Raw genomic sequence first — 15,421 nt, 5'->3', positions numbered from 1 at the left:
CGAATTTAGGCTGACGTCCATGGATCTCACCTTTCGCGAGGCGAAGCGCGACGACCTCGAACGGGTCGTCGAACTCATCGCCGACGACGCCGTCGCCGCCCGCCGCACCGGCAGCTACGGCGAGCCGCACATCAAGGGGTTCGAGGCCGTCGCCGCGAGCCCGGACAACGAGCTGATCGTGGCGGAGCTCGCCGGCGACGTGGTCGGCGTCATGCAGCTCACGTTCATCCCGGGCATCTCGCGCAACGGCGCCTCCCGCCTCCAGGTCGAGGCCGTACGGGTGGACAGCGCGCTACGCGGGCAGGGCATCGGCCGCCGTCTGATGGAGTACGCGCACGAACGCGGCCGGGCGAAGGGCTGCACGCTGGCCCAGCTGACGTCGGACAAGCAACGCCCCGAGGCCCACCGGTTCTACCGAACCCTGGGCTACGAGCAGTCGCACGAGGGCTTCAAGCTCCCGCTCTGACGCCCGCGGACTTTCTACTGACCCGGCGAGCGGTCCGGCGGTTCGTCACCGAGAAGCCTTGCTGCAACGTTCTGCAAGCGTTACAGTCGCCCTCGGTCCACACTGGGGTTCCGGACGACGAAGGGGTCATCCATGTCTCGCACCGCGCGCCCGCGCCCGGTTCAGCTCCGCACGTTTCCCGGGCGTACCGCGCGACATCGCGCGGCCGCGGGGCTCGGCGCCGTCACTCTCGTGGCGTCGCTCGGGCTCGCCGCTTCGGCGTCGGCCGCGTCGCCGTCCGCTACCGCGACGGGCACCACCGCGAACGGCGCCACCGCAACCGGCACCACCGCGACCGGCACCACCGCAACGGCCGCTACCGCAGCCGGCATCACGGCGACCGAGGCCCAGGACCGCACCGCCGCCCTCGTCGGAAGCCTCCAGGACGAGCTCGGCTGCGCCGCCGACTGGGACCCCGCGTGCGCCGAGACGGAGCTCGTCGCTCAGGGCGACGGCACGTTCGTCGCGGAGTTCGAGATCCCGGCGGGCACCTACGAGTACAAGGTCGCGCTGAACGACTCGTGGGACGAGTCCTACGGCCGCGACGGCGGCCAGGACAACGCCCCGCTCCATCTCGAAGGCCCGGCCCGCATGAGCGTCACCTACGACGACGCCACCCACCGCACTGCCCTGACCCCGCTTACCCTCGCGGGCGACTACTCGGAGGCGGACGACTCCCTGGTGCGCGAGCCCGTCCGCCAACCGGGCAGCGACGAGCGCTTTTACTTCGTGATGACCGACCGATTCGCCAACGGCGACCCCGCCAACGACGAGGGCGGCCTCGACGGCGACCGGCTCTCCACCGGCTTCGACCCGACCGACAAGGGCTTCTACCAGGGCGGCGACCTGGCCGGCCTGCGCGAGAACCTCGACTACATCGAGGGCCTCGGCACGACGGCGATCTGGCTCACCCCGAGCTTCCTGAACCGGCCCGTGCAGGGCTCGGGCGACGACGTGAGCGCCGGCTATCACGGCTACTGGATCACGGACTTCACGCGGATCGACCCGCACCTGGGCACCAACGCCGAGCTGGAGGCGCTGATCGAGGAGGCCCACGCGCGCGGCCTCAAGGTCTACTTCGACATCATCACCAACCACACGGCCGACGTCGTCGACTACGCCGAGGGCACCTACGACTACGTGGACCAGGCCACCGCCCCGTACACGGACGCCGACGGCACCCCGTTCGACCCGGCCGACCACGCCGGGACGGGCAGCTTCCCGGAGCTCGACGCCGCGACGAGCTTCCCGTACACGCCGGTGATCGACCCGCAGGACCAGGACATCAAGGTCCCAGCCTGGCTCAACGACCCGACGCTCTACCACAACCGGGGTAACTCGACGTGGGCGGGCGAGTCGGTGACCTACGGCGACTTCAGTGGCCTGGACGACCTGATGACCGAGCACCCCACGGTCGTGGACGGCTTCGAGGAGATCTACAAGGCGTGGATCGACCTCGGCATCGACGGGTTCCGCATCGACACGGTCAAGCACGTGAACTTCGAGTTCTGGGAGGAGTGGTCGGCCGAGATCGAGGAGTACGCCCACGCCCAGGGCAAGGACGAGTTCTTCACGTTCGGCGAGGTGTACGACGCCGACGCCGCCAAGACCTCCCCGTACGTGCGGCGCACGGACATGAGCTCGGTGCTCGACTTCTCGTTCCAGTCCGCCGCCACGAGCTACGCGAGCGGCAACAGCGCGCAGCGCCTCGCCGACCTGTACGCCTCGGACGACCTGTACACCACGCCGCGCAGCAGCTCCTCGGCGCTGCCGACGTTCCTCGGAAACCACGACATGGGCCGCGTCGGCTACATGCTGGCGGGCGCCGACAACCCGCTCGAGCGGGACGAGCTGGCGCACGAGCTCATGTACCTCACTCGCGGCCAGCCGGTGGTCTACTACGGCGACGAGCAGGGTTTCGCGGGTACCGGCGGCGACAAGGACGCGCGGCAGACCCTGTTCGCGACCCAGGTCGACGAGTACGCGAACCAGCCTCTCGTGACGGGCGAGCCGGCGGGCAGCGTCGACCGGTACGGCACGGACGCGCCGCTCTACGAGCACATAGCGGCCCTTGCCGACCTCCGGGAAGAACACCCAGCGCTTGCCACGGGCGCCCAGATCGAGCGACACGCCGCCGACGGCGCAGGCGTCTACGCGTTCTCCCGCGTGCACCGCGACGAGCAGGTCGAGCACCTGGTCGCCGCCAACAGCGCGGCGGCCGAGCGCACGGTCACCCTCGACACGCTCACCCCGGGCGCGACGTTCGCCCCGCTGTACGGCACCGACACGACGCTCACGGCCGACGCCGACGGTGCGGTCACCCTGACCGTCCCGGCACGCTCCGCGATCGTGCTGGTCGCCGACAGGACCGTCGGCGCGGACACGGCCGGAACGGTCACCGTGGTCCCGGGTGCGAGCGCGCGGCCGGGCGCCGCGCTGTCCGGCGTCGCCCCGGTCGCGGCGGGCATCGACGACGCCTGGGCGGAGACCTCCTTCGCCTGGCGTGCGGTCGGCACCGACGAGTGGCACCACCTCGGCACCGCCGAGGACACGACGCCGCGGGTGTTCCATGACGTCGGACCGGACGGGGCCGCCCTGCCCGAGGGCACCCTCGTCGAGTACCGCACGGTGACCCAGGACGCCGACGGCGGTCGCGCCGCGGCCAGCTCGTACGCGTCGGCGGGCGTCGACGTGAGCGGGATCGTCGACGACCCGACCGATCCCGACATCGACATGGTCACTGTTCCCGGCTCGCACAACAGCGAGATGGGCTGCGCGGGCGACTGGACCCCCGACTGCGAGGCCGCACGACTCACCCTCGCCGACGACGGCACCTGGACCGGCACGTTCGAGCTGCCAGCCGGGTCATACGAGTTCAAGGTCGCGCTGAACGGCTCCTGGGCGGAGAACTACGGCGCCGACGGCGTCCGCGACGGGGCCAACATCCCGTACTCGACCGGCGGCGGGCCGGTGACGTTCACCTGGGACCCGGAGACCAAGGTGCCGGCCGTGCAGGTCGGCACGCCGGGCACACCGGGAGAGGGCCAGCAGGCCGCGCACTGGGTGCGCGAGGGCCTGGTACTGGTACCGGCCGCCGGCTTCGGGGCGGGCGACACGTGGACGCTGGAGACCGGTTCGGCGGAGAATCCGACGTCGTACGCCCTGCACCCGGGTTCGATGCCCGCGGACGTCGCCGAGGACTTCCCCCACCTCGCGAACTACCTCGCCCTGGAGGTCGCGGGCATGGACCGGGCCGCGGCGACGTCGGCCCTGCGGGGACCGCTGCGGATTAGCCGGCACGACGGCGAGACGCTCACCGCGGCCACCGGCGTGCAGCTCCCGGGCGTGCTGGACGATCTGTTCGCGACCGACCGCCCGCTGGGCGTGACATGGCAGGGCAAGCGGGCGTCGTTCGCGCTGTGGGCTCCGACGGCCCGTGCGGTGACGCTGCAGGCCTGGCCGGCGGGCACGTCGCCGGACGCCGGGCCGCGCACCTTCCCGATGAAGCGGCAGGACGACGGCGCCTGGACGCTCGACGGCGGGCGAGGTCCCGGGGACGGCACAGGTCTCGACCAGCGGGGTGGAGACCGCCGCGGCGGCTGGCAGGGCGCGCGCTACCGGTACGCCGTCGAGGTGTACGTGCCGAGCACCGGCCAGGTCGAGACCAACGTCGTGACCGACCCCTACTCGGTGGGCCTCACGCTCGACTCGACGCACTCGGTGGCGGTGAACCTGGACGCGCCGGACTGGCGGCCGAAGGTCTGGCGCACCACACCCGCGCCGATCGTCGACCGGGCCGTGGACCAGACGATCTACGAGCTGCACGTGCGCGACTTCTCGATCTCCGACGAGACCGTGCCCGAGCGGCTGCGCGGCACCTACGGCGCGTTCGGCGCGAGCCGTTCGGACGGCATGAAGCACCTGCGCTCGCTGGCCGACGCCGGGCTCACCACCGTGCACCTGCTGCCCACGTTCGACATCGCCACGATCCCCGAGGACCGCGCCGCCCAGGCCACGACCGGCGACCTGTCAGAGTTCGCCCCGGATGGCACGGAGCAGCAGGAAGCCGTCGCCGAGATCCAGGGGCAGGACGGCTTCAACTGGGGTTACGACCCGTACCACTTCATGGCGCCGGAGGGCTCGTACGCCGTCCGTGCCGAGGGCGGGGAACGGGTCGCCGAGTTCCGCTCGATGGTCGGGAACCTGCACCGGGCCGGCCTGCAGGTGGTGCTGGACCAGGTGTTCAACCACACGGCGGCGTCGGGCCAGGACCCGAAGTCCGTGCTGGACCGCGTCGTCCCGGGCTACTACCACCGACAGAACCCGACCTCCGGTGACGTCGAGACCAGCACCTGCTGCCAGAACGTCGCCACGGAGCACGCCATGGCCCAGAAGCTGATGGTGGACTCGGTGGTCACGTGGGCCCGCGACTACCGCGTGGACGGGTTCCGGTTCGACCTGATGGGCCACCACTCCCGCGCGAACATGGAAGCGGTCCGGGCGGCCCTGGACGCCCTGACGCTCGAGGAGGACGGCGTCGACGGCAAGAGCGTGTACCTGTACGGCGAGGGCTGGGACTTCGGCGAGGTCGCGGGCAACGCCCGATTCGAGCAGGCCACGCAGGGCCAGCTCGGCGGCACGGGTATCGGCACGTTCAGCGACCGCCTGCGCGACGCCGTCCATGGCGGCTCGCCCGTCGACGGCGGCTCGCTGTTCACGCAGGGCTTCGGCACGGGCCTGTTCACCGACCCGAACGGCAACGACGCGCGGCTCGGCGACCCGGCGTCGGTCAACGACGGCGGGGCCGACGAGGCGGCGGACCTGGGCCACCAGAGCGACCTCGTGAAGCTCGGGCTGGCCGGGAACCTGCGCTCCTACGAGGTCACCACCTCATCGGGGGAGCAGGTCAGGGGCGACGAGCTGGACTACCGCGGCTCGCCCGCGGGGTACGCGGACTCGCCTGAGGAGGTCGTGACCTACGTCGACGCCCACGACAACGAGACGTTGTTCGACCTGCTGACGCTCAAGCTCCCAGCGGACACCCCGATGACGGACCGGGTCCGGATGAACACGGTCTCGCTTGCGACCGCCGCGCTGTCGCAGTCGCCGTCGTTCTGGCACGCGGGCACAGACCTGCTGCGCTCCAAGTCGCTGGACCGCAACTCGTACGACTCCGGGGACTGGTTCAACGAGATCGACTGGTCGGGCCAGGACAACGGGTTCGGGCGCGGCCTGCCGATGGCCGCCGACAACGAGGACAAGTGGCCGTACCAGCAGCCCTTCCTGGCCGACCCCGCGCTCAAGCCCGGCCCCGACGACATCGGGTTCGCCTCCGCGCAGGCGCGGGAGCTCCTGGAGCTGCGGCACTCGACGGACCTGTTCCGGCTGGGCTCGGCCGAGCTGATCGAGCAGAAGGTGAGCTTCCCCGGCTCGGGTCCGGAGTCGATCCCCGGCGTGATCACCATGTCGGTCGACGACCGCGCGGGCTCGTCCGACGTCGACCCGGAGCTGGACGGCGTGCTCGTGGTGTTCAACGCGTCGCCGGCGTCGGCCACGGTGGAGGTGCCGGAGCTCGCGGCTCGCGACTACGCGCTGTCGCCGGTGCAGGAGGGCGGGGCGGACGCCGTCGTGCAGGCGACCGCGTGGGACGCGGAGAACGGCACGGTTACGGTCCCGGCCAGGACGGTAGCGGTCCTGGTGAACCCGCAGCCCTGATCGCCGACTGCAGACCTGGCTGCCACCACCAGCGCCGAGTGCAGACCTGGTTGCGGTTGCGGTGCCCCCGCCCGCAACCAGGTCTGCAGTCGGCAGAGGGGGCGGTGACCAAGTCTGCACTCGGCGGCGGCGGGCCTGCCGCCGGTCTCCTCGTCGGGCCGCGTGGTCCCCGGATGTGACAGCGCTGACAATTGTTGCGGTGCGTCTCTTGACTCACGGCCCGCCGGGGGTGAATCGTGTGCCTCAGCTTGTCCGGCGGTGTTGCCGGGCATCGCACGACGCAAGGGAGCTTCATGCGCACCGCTCGATTCTTTGTCGCACCCGTCACGGCCGCGGCGCTCGCCCTCTCGCTCGCCGCCTGCGGCTCCGGCGGGGGCGCGGCCGACGACTCCACGATCACCGTCGCCTACCAGAAGTTCGGCAACTTCACGCAGGCGGACGAGCTGTTCAAGAAGGTCAAGCCCGCCTTCGAGGAGGCCAACCCCGGCATCACGGTCGAGCTGGTGCCCATCGAGGCGCAGCAGAACGACTACTTCACCAAGCTCGCCCTGATGAACCGGTCGCCCAGCACCGCACCGGACGTCATGTACGAGGACACGTTCATGATCAAGTCCGACGTCGAGGCCGGGTACCTCCAACCGCTGGACGACTACCTGGCGGAGTGGGACGAGTGGGACCAGTTCGTCGACGGCGCCAAGGAGGCCGGCGCGGGCGACGACGGCAAGACCTACGGCGTCTCCATGGGCACCGACACCCGCGGCCTCTGGTTCAACAAGGACGTGCTCGCCAAGGCGGGCCTGCCCGAGGACTGGGCGCCGAAGTCGTGGGACGAGCTGCTGGAGGCGGCGCGGACCATCAAGGAGTCCGATCCTGACGTCGTGCCGTTCAACATGTACTCCGGTAAGCCCCAGGGCGAGGCGGCGGTGATGCAGGGCTTCGAGATGCTGCTGTACGGCACTGGCGACACGCTCTACGAGGACGGCAAGTGGGTGCTCGGCTCGCAGGGCTTCATCGACGCACTCGGGTTCGTCGAGACCGTGTTCACCGAGGGCCTCGCGCCCACTCCGCAGCAGGCGCTCGACACCAACATCGGCAACACCGTGCAGGGCGAGTGGCTGCCCGAGGGCAGGGTCGGCATCGCGCTGGACGGCTCCTGGGTAGCGGGCAACTGGCTCGAGTCCGGCGCCGCGCCGTGGCCCGAGTGGTCCGAGAAGATGGGCACGGCGCCCATGCCCACCCAGGAGGGCCAGGACCCGGGCGCCGTGAGCATGTCCGGCGGCTGGACCCTCGCGATGGGCGCCGGCTCCGAGAACCCGGACGCCGCGTTCGAGTTCATCTCGATGGCCCTGAACCGGGAGAACTCCCTGTGGTTCGACGTCGCGAACAGCCAGATCGCGGTGCGCACCGACGTCGCGGAGGACCCGGAGTACACCAAGTCGAACCCGACCACGAAGTTCTTCACCGACCTCGTCGACGTGACCAACTTCCGGCCCGCGACCTCGGACTATCCGAAGGTCTCCAACGAGATCATGGTGGCGATGGAGGCCGTCATGACCGGCCAGCAGACGCCGGAGGAGGCGGCGGCCGCCTACGACGAGGCGGTTGCCGGCATCGTCGGCGACGAGAACACGACCCAGGGCTGATCCATGGCCGTCACGTCCCGCGGCGTGGCGCGGGTGGTTCCGCTCGCGCCCGCCGTCGTCCTGCTCGCGCTCTTCATGCTGGGCCCCGTGGTGTGGTCGTTCTACGGCTCGTTCACGAACGCCGCGCTCACGGGGCCGGCGGCCCTGAACCCGGAATGGATAGGGCTCGACAACTACACGGCCCTGCTCGGCGACCCAGAGTTCCCCAAGTCCCTCTGGCTCACGGTTGTCTTCGTGTTCCTCTCCGCCGTTGTGGGGCAGAACGTGATGGGCATCCTGCTCGCGGGGCTCCTCCGATCGGCGGTCAAGCCGGTGCGGTCGATCGCCTCGACCGTCGTGGTCGCCGCGTGGGTGCTGCCCGAGATCGTGGCCGCGTTCGCCGCGTACGCGTTCTTCCATTCCGAGGGCACGCTGAACACGATGCTCGCCGGGATCGGGGTCACCGGGCCCGACTGGCTGTACTCCACACCGATGCTCGCGGTGATCGTCGCCAACATCTGGCGCGGTACGGCCTTCTCGATGATGGTCTACTCGGCCGCACTCGCCGAGGTGCCGCCGGAACTCACCGAGGCCGCCCAGCTCGACGGCGCGAACGGCATGCAGCGGCTCGCCTGGGTGACCTTGCCGGTCATCCGGCGCAGCATCTCGACCAACCTGATGCTCACCACGCTGCAGACCCTGTCCGTGTTCACGCTGATCTACGTGATGACCGGCGGCGGCCCCGGCACCGACAGCTCGACCCTGCCGATCCTCGCCTACCAGGAGGCGTTCAAGTTCGCGCAGGTCGGCTACGGCACGGCCATCGCGACAGTGATGATCATCGTGGGCGCGGTCTTCTCCGTGATCTACATCCGCGCGCTCCGACCGGAGGTGGACTGATGGCCGGCACGACGACGACGCCCGCTGTCCGGACGACAAGCGGCGGAACGGCCGGCCAGCTGGCGGGACCGCGCATCAAGGCGACCAAGGTGGCAGCCAACCTGGTGCTGCTCGCGATCGCCGTGCTCTTCGTGCTCCCGATGGCGTGGGTGCTCGTCGCGTCGTTCGACGCCGGTGCGACGCTCTCCTTCGGGCTCCCCGACGCCGTGACCACCGCGAACTTCTCGGCGATCATGACGCCGGAGCTCACCTGGCTGCCGCTGTGGAACGCGTTCGTGCTGTCCGCGGGGTCTGGGGCGATCACCGTGGTGGTCGCGGTGCTCGCCGCGTACCCGCTGTCGCGCTATCGCATGCGGTTCGGCAAGTACTTCCTGTACTCGGTGCTGTTCGGCACCTGCCTGCCGATCACCGCGATCATGGTCCCGGTGTACGCGCTGTTCGTGCAGCTCAACCTGCTGGACTCGCTGCCGGGAACCATCTTCTTCATGGCGGCGACGTCGCTGCCCATGGCGATCTGGATGACAAAGAACTTCATGGACTCCGTGCCGATCTCGCTGGAGGAGGCGGCCTGGACCGAGGGCGCCTCGGCCATGCAGGCGCTGCGCCGGGTGGTGCTGCCGCTCATGCGGCCGGGCATCGCGGTGGTGTTCATCTTCGTGTTCGTGCAGGCGTGGGGGAACTTCTTCGTCCCGTTCGTGCTGCTGCTCTCCCCGGAGAAGCAGCCGGCGGCCGTGAGCATCTTCGCGTTCTTCGGGCAGTACGGGAGCGTGGCGTACGGCCAGCTAGCGGCGTACTCGCTGCTCTACGCGGCGCCGGTGCTGGGACTGTACGTGCTGGTCACGAGGATCTCGGGCTCGGCGTTCGCCCTGGCGGGCGCGGTCAAGGGCTGACCGGCTGGGCTGGCGCGAGAGGTCCGCCTCGACCACACGGTTACGCATGGAAATGGCCCTGGGACCATGCGCAATGGTGTGGTGGAGGCGGACATCTTCTACCGCGACGGGTCCAGCGCGTGCTTGCCGCGGGTCCGGCGCGTCTCGAGGTCGCGGAGGACGGCGGGGCCCTCGCCCAGCGGGTGGGTCTCTGGCGTTCCCGGTGGGTAGACGCCGTCCTCGATCAGCGTCCGGAGCTCGCTGACCAGCGACCGGTAGAGGGCAGGGGCCGATACGGCCAGCGCACCGATGTGCAGGCCCTTGACCTGTACCTGGCAGGTGAAGACGAGATCGTGCGTGGTCAGGGCGGCGCTCCCGGACGAGTCACCGAACACGATGACCCGTCCGGTGAACGGCTTGGTGGCCGCCAGGCTGGTCCCGAACGTGTCCCGCCCGACGGATTCGAGGACCAGGTCGACACCGTCGGTGACCTGGGTGAGCGCTTCGGCCAGGTCGGGTCGGGTGCTGTCGAGCACCTCGTCGGCGCCGAGCGTTCTGACGGCGTCGTGCTTGGCGGGCGACGCCGTCGCGACGACGCGTGCGCCGTAGTGCCGGGCAAGACGGACGGCGGCCTGGCCCACTCCTCCGCCCGCGGCGTGGACGAGGACCGTCTCGCCCGCCTCGATCTCGCCCAGGGGCCGCAGCGCCGCCAACGCGGTCGCCCAGTTCAGCACCATGCCGAGCGCTGCGGCGTCACTCCAGCCGGACGGCACGGTGAGCACACCGTGGTGCGGCATCACCAGGTACTCCGCGAACGCACCAGGGCCGGCACCGATGACGTGGGTTCCGATGGGCAACGGATCCTCGACGTCCCGGCCGACGCCGACGATCTCGCCGGCGGCTTCGAAGCCGGCCACATAGGGCGGCGTCGGTCCGTTTCCGTAGGTTCCCCGGGACTGCATGACGTCGGCGAAGTTGACCCCCGCAGCGCCGACCCGGATGAGATAGTCGCCCGGCCTCGCCGTCGGACGGCGATGGTGGGTGAGGACCAGGTCGCTCGGACCGTGGTGAGACCGCTGGACCAGTGCCCGCATCGTCTCCGGCAGGTCGCCGCGCTTCGCGATGTTGCCGTGCTGGTTGATCGCATCCATGCCGGGAACGTAGAACCCTCACACCAGCGTCAACGTCAAGCCCTGGTCATCGACGGGCGCGTCCGGCCTCGTCCAGAAAGGCATCCAGGGCGGACTTCTGGGTATCGAGGGCGGTGATCCGCGCGGCGAGCCGATCGCGGTAGGCCCGCACCTCATCCAGGAACTCTGGGCACAGGTCCGCACCGTCTGCGGGCAGGCCGGGCAGGCGCTCCAGTAGTTCCTTGATCATCCGCATGGGCAGCCCGGACTCGAGCAACGAGCGGACGGCGATCACCCGGTCGACGGTGGACCGGCAATAGTCCCGGTACCCGTTGCTGCACCGGCCGGGGATGATCAGCCCCTCGTCCTCGTAGAACCGCAACGACCTCGCACTCACGCCGGTAGCCCTGGACGCTTCGCCGATCTTCACACTCGGGGGCAACGTCCAGCGACTGCCTGATCTTCCGAGGTGGCCTAGGGCCAGCCGCCTCCCGCGTGGAGTGTCGGAAGTGAAGCCGGGCCCCCTGATGGACGTCAGGAGCCCGGCATCGCGCATTTCTACGCTAGTTCAATCGTGCAGGCACGGTGTTCGGCACCCGGGTGACGACTAACTTTCGGTTCGGCGGCCCTGATCGAGGATCCTCAGCGGAAGACGACCGTGCGGCGGCCGTCCAGGAGGACTCGGCGCTCCGCGTGCCAGCGGACGGCGCGGGCGAGTGTGCGGCGCTCGACGTCCTCGCCGATGCCGACCAGGTCCTCGACCGTGCGGGAGTGGTCCACGCGCTCGACGTCCTGCTCGATGATCGGGCCCTCGTCGAGGTCGCCCGTCACGTAGTGGGACGTGGCGCCGATGATCTTCACGCCGCGGTCGTGGGCCTGCCGGTACGGCCCGGCGCCCTTGAACGACGGCAGGAACGAGTGGTGGATGTTGATGATCTGCCCGCTGAGGTCGCGGCACAGCTCGTCCGACAGGATCTGCATGTACCGGGCCAGCACCACTACCTCGACGTCCAGCTCCTTGACCAGGCTGCGGAGCGTCGCCTCCGCCTCGGGCTTCGTGTCCTTGGTGACGGGCACGTGGTGGAAGGGCTTGCCGTAGAACGTGGCGATGTCCTCGAGGTCGCGGTGGTTGCCCACCACGCCCACGATGTCGATCGGCATGCGCTGCGAGCGCTCGCGGTACAGCAGGTCGACGAGGCAGTGGGCCGCCTTCGAGACCATGACCAGCGTGCGGATGCGCCGGCCGACGACGTCGAGCGTCCACGTCATCTCGAACCGGCCGGCCACCTGCGTCATCGCCGTGCTGAGCTCGTCGCGGGACGCCGTCGACTCGACCTGGACGCGCATGAAGAAGAGGCCGGACGTCGGATCGCCGAACTGCTGCGACTCCGTGATGTTGCCGCCGTGCTCGGCGAGCATTCCCGCCACCGCGTGCACGATTCCCGGCTGGTCCGGGCAGGACAGGGTGAGGATCCAGTGGGTGGCCGCGGTCGCGTCGTTCATGGAGGGAGGCTAACCCGGTATGGCAGCCCGGACCTCGCCCTGTCCGAGCTCCAGGCGCATCACCCAGCGCCGTCGGCCGCCGCTCACGCCGCCCGTCTCGGCCGCGCGGTGGAAGCCCGCGGCCTCGAACATCCGCACGGTCCCGACATAACCGCTGATCACGTCGACGCGGTCCGGGCCGACGTCGGCCGGATAGCCCTCGATCACCTCGGCGCCGTGTGCCCGCGCATGCTCGACCGCTCCGGCGAGGAGGTGATGCATGAGCCCGCGTTTGCGATAGCCGGCGCGGACCACGAAGCACACCGCCGACCAGGCATCCCGGTCGTCCACGAACGGGATGGTCCGCGTGTTCATGAGCCGGCGATACGTCGACCGGGGCGCGATCGAGCACCAGCCCGCCACTACGTCGTCCACATAAACGAGCACCCCCGGGCCGGGCTCGGACTCGCAGAGGTCGCGCATGTAGCCGGGGCGTTCCTCGTTGGGGACACGGCTGTCCCGGTAGGCCATGCACCAGCAGCCCTTGCCGCCCGGCTTCTTGACCCCGACGACCTCGTAGAAGTCGTCGTACCGCCCGACCGCGGGCCGCACGTCGATGTGCTCGCCCGCCTCCGCCGTCCGCTGAGCTCCTGAGTTCCCCATGCCCAGAATCTATGCCGAGCCACCGACACGACCGGACCGTGGTCACCGTCGACCCGGGCGCGCCACGTCTGCAACCATGGACCTATGAGCAACTCCACCACGACGATCGCGCTGGTCGAGGACGACCACGCGGGCGAGCTTCTCACGCTGCGGCGCGCCGCGTTCGTGACCGAGGCCCAGCTGTACGACGACCCGCACATCCCGCCCCTGACCCAGACACTCACGGAGCTCCGGGAGGACCTGGCGCGCGAGGACGTCGTGACGATCGGCGCGTGGGAGGGCCACCGGATGATCGGCTCGGTGCGCGTCGAGATCGAGGGCGAGAAGGCGACGCTCGGCCGGCTCGCCGTGGCCCCGGACAAGCAGGGCCGCGGCATCGGTACCGAGATGCTCTTCGCGGTGCTCCCGTTCCTGCCCGAGCAGACCACGGAGATCTGGGTCTTCACCGGCAAGGACTCCAAGCAGAACCTCGCGATGTACACGAAGCACGGCTACGAGGAGCAGTACGACAAGGCCGCCGGCGACCTGACGTACACCTACCTGCGCCGGGTGCTGGGCGCGGCCGGTGCGCAGCCGGTGCCGCAGGACACGTAGCTCAGTATCCCCAGACGTGGAAGGACTCGATGTCCATCCACGCGTCGAACCGCGGGTTCTTGCGGTTCGGATACGGGTTGCCCCCGTAGTGGATCGAGAGCCGGTCGATACCGGCCAGGTCCTCGTCAGGCGTGATCGTCACGCGGCCCTGGAGGCTGATGTGCCGGTACCAGCTGTCGCCGTCGAGCACCGTGAGGGAGACGCGCGGGTCAGCGCGCAGGTGCTCCAGGCGCTTGCGGGTGCCGTCGAGGTTGAGCAGCACCCGGCCGTCCTCGTACAGGTACCAGGTGGCCACCGACACGGGTGCGCCGTCGGGCCGGACGGTCGCCATGACCGCGGGGTTCGGCCGCGCGAGGATGCTCGCGAGGTGCTCGGGAATCGCGGGCTTGGCCACTGTGGTGCTCCTTCGACGTCGAACGGTCCGGCCACGACGCCGGACGGTCCCAGCAGCCAATCAGGAATCGGGGCCGAGGCCAAACCTGCTCAGCGACCGGAGCAGCAGGTTTCGCCGTCCGCTCTGATGGTCGGCCCGGTCCAGGGACCAGTGGGTGGCCCGGATGCCCGCCGTGGCCACCGGCTCCGGAGGGAACGGCACGGGCGGCCGGCGCACCATCGGCAGCGCCGTGCGCTCCGTGTCGGGGGCGCCGTCGACGACGTCGAACCTGTCCAGCATCACGTGCGCCGCGAAATGGCTGGTGGCGACGCCGTGGCCCGCGAAACCAGCCGCGTGCTGCACCCGCCCGCCGGCCGCCTGGCCGAAGAACGCACAGGACCGGGTGGACACGTCGATCGCCCCGGACCACCGGTGCGTCAGCCGGATACCCTCGAGCTGGGGAAACGTGGTCAGCAGGTGCTCGGTGAGCCGCCGGAACGTCTCCGGCCGGTTCTCGTACGCGCGGCTCACCCGCCCGCCGGGGTGGTAGACGGCGTCGTGCCCGCTGAAGACCATGCGGTTGTCGGCCGTCAGCCGGTAGTAGTGGGACCGGTTCGCCAGGTCGGTGAGCCCTTGCCGGCCGCGCCAGCCGATGGCGCCCAGCAGCTCGGCCGACAGCGGTTCCGTCGCCAGCGCGTAGTCGTAGACGGGCAGCGTGTGCCGGCTGTAGCGGCGCAGCAGGGACGGAAACACACTGGTCCCGAGAATCACGCGGTCCGCCCGCACCGTCGCCTCGCCGGCGGGCGACGTCGTCCACAGGACGACGTCGCTGTTCGTGCCCCGGCCCGGAAGAGTCAGCCGGGTCACCCGCGTCTGCTCGAAGATCTCCACGCCGAGCTCGCTCGCCGCCCGAGCGAGTTCCGCGGCCAGGCGCGCGGGATGCACCAGCGCGCCGGCGTCGGGGCGGACCAGGCCCGCCTCGTAGATCGGGCTGGCGATCTCGGCCCGCATCTTCGCCCGGTCGAGGTATGTGTGCGGGACGCCGTCCCGGGTGGCCCGCGCGGCGGCGTACCGCAGCAGGTCGACCTGGTGGGGCTCGATCGCGAGGTCGACCAGGCCGGTGCGTTCCCACTGGCAGGCCAGCCCCAGCTCACCGACCGCGGACTCCATCGCCGCCAAATTCTCCTGGCCGAGTCGGGTCAGGGAACCGGAGTCGTCGGACCGGCCGCGGCCGCTCTCGCGATCAGGCGCGAGGCTCGCCATGCAGAGTCCGCCGTTCCGGCCCGACGCCGCCCAGCCCACCGCTCGCGCCTCGACCAGCACCACCCGTGCGCCGGGGTGTCGCTGCTTCGCGCGCACCGCCGACCACAGCCCGGTGTAGCCGCCGCCGACCACCGCGACGTCGGCCCGGGTCGGGGCCGAGAGCGCCGGACGGATGTCGTCCGTGCCCGCGTCGTCCTGCCAGAACACCGCGTGCCGCGTGCCGCCCAGGGCATGATCGACGACCGATCTGGCCGGGACGTTGCGTTCGAAGACGGTCTGCTGGAGGCGGGCCATACCTGCGAATC

The 15,421-nt window shown here is 70.4% G+C and carries 12 protein-coding genes; 6 read left to right on the top strand and 6 right to left on the bottom strand.

Translation table 11 applies throughout. The annotated features are described in order from the left end of the window. Nucleotides 1-19 precede the first annotated feature (19 nt). The 5 genes from EW117_RS04720 to EW117_RS04700 all read left to right on the top strand — a co-directional run bounded on the left by EW117_RS04720 (nucleotide 20) and on the right by EW117_RS04700 (nucleotide 9,632). Nucleotides 20-466: a GNAT family N-acetyltransferase gene (locus tag EW117_RS04720; RefSeq protein ID WP_129784191.1), complete on the top strand. Its 447-nt coding sequence runs from the start codon at nucleotides 20-22 to the stop codon at nucleotides 464-466. Between the two features lie 132 nt (nucleotides 467-598). Continuing rightward, nucleotides 599-6,220, top strand: coding sequence for a pullulanase-type alpha-1,6-glucosidase (gene pulA, locus EW117_RS04715; RefSeq protein WP_242504084.1), 5,622 nt, complete (start codon nucleotides 599-601; stop codon nucleotides 6,218-6,220). A 293-nt stretch (nucleotides 6,221-6,513) separates the two neighbouring features. Continuing rightward, nucleotides 6,514-7,863, top strand: a complete 1,350-nt coding sequence (locus tag EW117_RS04710) for an extracellular solute-binding protein (protein WP_129784189.1) — start codon at nucleotides 6,514-6,516, stop codon at nucleotides 7,861-7,863. Between the two features lie 3 nt (nucleotides 7,864-7,866). Beyond that, on the top strand, nucleotides 7,867-8,742 hold the full coding sequence (locus tag EW117_RS04705; RefSeq protein ID WP_129784187.1) for a carbohydrate ABC transporter permease: 876 nt from the start codon (nucleotides 7,867-7,869) through the stop codon (nucleotides 8,740-8,742). Beyond that, nucleotides 8,742-9,632, top strand: coding sequence for a carbohydrate ABC transporter permease (locus tag EW117_RS04700; protein ID WP_242504083.1), 891 nt, complete (start codon nucleotides 8,742-8,744; stop codon nucleotides 9,630-9,632). The genes EW117_RS04705 and EW117_RS04700 overlap by 1 nt, the downstream gene beginning before the upstream one ends. 98 nt (nucleotides 9,633-9,730) lie before the next feature. Here EW117_RS04700 and EW117_RS04695 read toward each other — a convergent pair whose 3' ends face one another. The 4 genes from EW117_RS04695 to EW117_RS04680 all read right to left on the bottom strand — a co-directional run bounded on the left by EW117_RS04695 (nucleotide 9,731) and on the right by EW117_RS04680 (nucleotide 12,886). Further along, entirely contained in the window at nucleotides 9,731-10,762 is a 1,032-nt protein-coding gene (locus EW117_RS04695; RefSeq protein WP_129784185.1) for a zinc-binding dehydrogenase, read from the bottom strand. 46 nt (nucleotides 10,763-10,808) lie between these two features. After that, nucleotides 10,809-11,297, bottom strand: coding sequence for a MerR family transcriptional regulator (locus tag EW117_RS04690; RefSeq protein WP_129784183.1), 489 nt, complete (start codon nucleotides 11,295-11,297; stop codon nucleotides 10,809-10,811). An 86-nt stretch (nucleotides 11,298-11,383) separates the two neighbouring features. Further along, a complete protein-coding gene (purU, locus tag EW117_RS04685) occupies nucleotides 11,384-12,244 on the bottom strand; it encodes a formyltetrahydrofolate deformylase (protein ID WP_129784181.1) in 861 nt (286 codons plus the stop codon). Nucleotides 12,245-12,253: 9 nt separating this feature from the next. Continuing rightward, complete coding sequence (locus EW117_RS04680) at nucleotides 12,254-12,886, bottom strand: GNAT family N-acetyltransferase (RefSeq protein ID WP_129784179.1); 633 nt, start codon at nucleotides 12,884-12,886, stop codon at nucleotides 12,254-12,256. 84 nt (nucleotides 12,887-12,970) lie between these two features. Between EW117_RS04680 and EW117_RS04675 the strand changes: the two genes are divergently transcribed. Beyond that, nucleotides 12,971-13,480 (top strand): GNAT family N-acetyltransferase, encoded by a 510-nt coding sequence (locus EW117_RS04675; RefSeq protein WP_129784177.1) that lies wholly within the window; start codon nucleotides 12,971-12,973, stop codon nucleotides 13,478-13,480. 1 nt (nucleotide 13,481) lies between these two features. Here EW117_RS04675 and EW117_RS04670 read toward each other — a convergent pair whose 3' ends face one another. Then, a complete protein-coding gene (locus EW117_RS04670) occupies nucleotides 13,482-13,874 on the bottom strand; it encodes a PPOX class F420-dependent oxidoreductase (RefSeq protein ID WP_129784175.1) in 393 nt (130 codons plus the stop codon). A 60-nt stretch (nucleotides 13,875-13,934) separates the two neighbouring features. Beyond that, nucleotides 13,935-15,410: an NAD(P)/FAD-dependent oxidoreductase gene (locus tag EW117_RS04665; RefSeq protein WP_129784173.1), complete on the bottom strand. Its 1,476-nt coding sequence runs from the start codon at nucleotides 15,408-15,410 to the stop codon at nucleotides 13,935-13,937. Nucleotides 15,411-15,421 lie beyond the last annotated feature (11 nt).

This window comes from Promicromonospora panici (genome assembly GCF_900608595.1).
GTDB lineage: Bacteria > Actinomycetota > Actinomycetes > Actinomycetales > Cellulomonadaceae > Promicromonospora > Promicromonospora panici.
Note: the sequence above shows the minus strand (reverse complement) of the source record. Positions and strands in the feature narration are given on the sequence as shown.

Coding starts and splice junctions, on each gene's coding strand:
- EW117_RS04675 (WP_129784177.1), top strand. CDS start 12,971: ATGAGCAACTCCACCACGACGATCGCGCTGGTCGAGGACGACCACGCG.
- purU (WP_129784181.1), bottom strand. CDS start 12,244: ATGAACGACGCGACCGCGGCCACCCACTGGATCCTCACCCTGTCCTGC.
- EW117_RS04710 (WP_129784189.1), top strand. CDS start 6,514: ATGCGCACCGCTCGATTCTTTGTCGCACCCGTCACGGCCGCGGCGCTC.
- EW117_RS04705 (WP_129784187.1), top strand. CDS start 7,867: ATGGCCGTCACGTCCCGCGGCGTGGCGCGGGTGGTTCCGCTCGCGCCC.
- EW117_RS04695 (WP_129784185.1), bottom strand. CDS start 10,762: ATGGATGCGATCAACCAGCACGGCAACATCGCGAAGCGCGGCGACCTG.
- EW117_RS04680 (WP_129784179.1), bottom strand. CDS start 12,886: ATGGGGAACTCAGGAGCTCAGCGGACGGCGGAGGCGGGCGAGCACATC.
- EW117_RS04665 (WP_129784173.1), bottom strand. CDS start 15,410: ATGGCCCGCCTCCAGCAGACCGTCTTCGAACGCAACGTCCCGGCCAGA.
- EW117_RS04700 (WP_242504083.1), top strand. CDS start 8,742: ATGGCCGGCACGACGACGACGCCCGCTGTCCGGACGACAAGCGGCGGA.
- EW117_RS04690 (WP_129784183.1), bottom strand. CDS start 11,297: ATGCGCGATGCCGGGCTCCTGACGTCCATCAGGGGGCCCGGCTTCACT.
- pulA (WP_242504084.1), top strand. CDS start 599: ATGTCTCGCACCGCGCGCCCGCGCCCGGTTCAGCTCCGCACGTTTCCC.
- EW117_RS04720 (WP_129784191.1), top strand. CDS start 20: ATGGATCTCACCTTTCGCGAGGCGAAGCGCGACGACCTCGAACGGGTC.